The 1,321-nt window shown below is 55.7% G+C and carries 2 protein-coding genes; both read right to left on the bottom strand.

Annotation, left to right across the window (positions count from 1 at the left end):
- Window positions 1-888, bottom strand: an 888-nt coding sequence (locus NFS35_RS28830) for a tyrosine-type recombinase/integrase (RefSeq protein WP_251210386.1), incomplete at its 3' end; no start/stop codon positions are given.
- Window positions 876-1,321 (bottom strand): tyrosine-type recombinase/integrase (locus tag NFS35_RS28825; RefSeq protein ID WP_251210385.1); only part of this gene is annotated, 446 nt, incomplete at its 5' end. The genes NFS35_RS28830 and NFS35_RS28825, both read right to left, overlap by 13 nt.

Raw genomic sequence — 1,321 nt, 5'->3', positions numbered from 1 at the left:
GCTGGCATGCCCAAGCCATTGGGAGATCAGTGTCAGGTCCATCCCGTGCTGGTACAGGTGCATGGCACGGGTATGCCGCCAAAGATGGGGGTATACTGTTTCTGGCACGTCCCCGCATTTCTCCCTTGCCGCATCCGCATATTTCTGGATGCGGATCCTCACCGTGTCATCGCATATGGGCTGCAGCTGTCCTTTCCGTTCCACATAAAACAGCGGCTTTTCTGAAAGCATGGATCCACTTTTGTGAAAGACGCTGATATAATTCTTCAGCTTCCCTACTGTATTCGCCATCAAGGGGACTGTCCTGATCTTCCGGCCTTTTCCAAACAGCTGTGCTGTCGGCGTCCTGTCAAGCCGCAGGTCGCAGAGCCTGATGCCGAGGGCCTCCTGTATCCTGGCTCCTGTATCATACAGCATGACCATGATCATCTGGTCGCGCAGCCCTATGGCTGTGCGGGTATCCGGTTCTTTCAGGAGCGCCTCCACTGCTTTTTCTGTCATGTAGTCCACTTTGGCAAAGCGGTCGCTCTTGCGGACCTTGATGGCAGAGAGCTCACCTGACAGGCTGATATATTCCGGCCTGCAGGCTGCCGCATAGCTGACGAACGCCCTCAATACCGCGAGCCGGTTGTTCCTGGTCGAAGACGACAGGCCCCTGTCCCCTGTGAGCGAGTCCAGGTAGGCATTGACGGAACCCGCGTTCACCATATCGAAAGTGACGGCCATGACCGGTATGCCTTCGGCCCCCGCCACATGGGCCAGGAACTGGTTCAGCACAGTGCGGTAAGTGGTCACTGTGTTCCCGCTCAGCTTCCGCTGCACCGGCAGATATACGAGGAGGAAGTTCTTGATCAGGAGGAACAGCTGTGGATCTTTTATCTTTCCCATAGTTCCACCTCCGGCACGAGCCTGTTCATGCTGTCCCAGTCTATCCCTGAAGATCTTACAAGGTTCTCCGGGAGGAGATGTATATAGTAGGCTGTGGCTGCAAGCTCCTTATGCCCCATATATGCCTGCAGGTATGGGAGCCGTGAATGGATGTCGATGCCCCTGTCCAGCCAGCGGCTTAAATTCGCTGTGGCGAACCGGTGGCGGAGGTCGTATACTCTTACTGGAGGGAGCAGTTCAGATGGTTCATCTTTCTTTGACCTGGCAAAAAACTTCCTGAACTTCCCGCCCATCCAGGCGGCAGTGTACGGACTGCCGTCTGGCCTTGGAAAAAAATATCCGTTTTCCGGGAAAGCAGCATCGCGCATCGCGGCATAGGACCGCACAACCGCCCGCATATCCTCAGACATCACGATGCTGCGGCTCTTATGCC

It is taken from the genome of Acetatifactor aquisgranensis (genome assembly GCF_943193215.1).
In the GTDB taxonomy this organism is placed as follows: domain Bacteria; phylum Bacillota; class Clostridia; order Lachnospirales; family Lachnospiraceae; genus Acetatifactor; species Acetatifactor aquisgranensis.
Note: the sequence above shows the minus strand (reverse complement) of the source record. Positions and strands in the feature narration are given on the sequence as shown.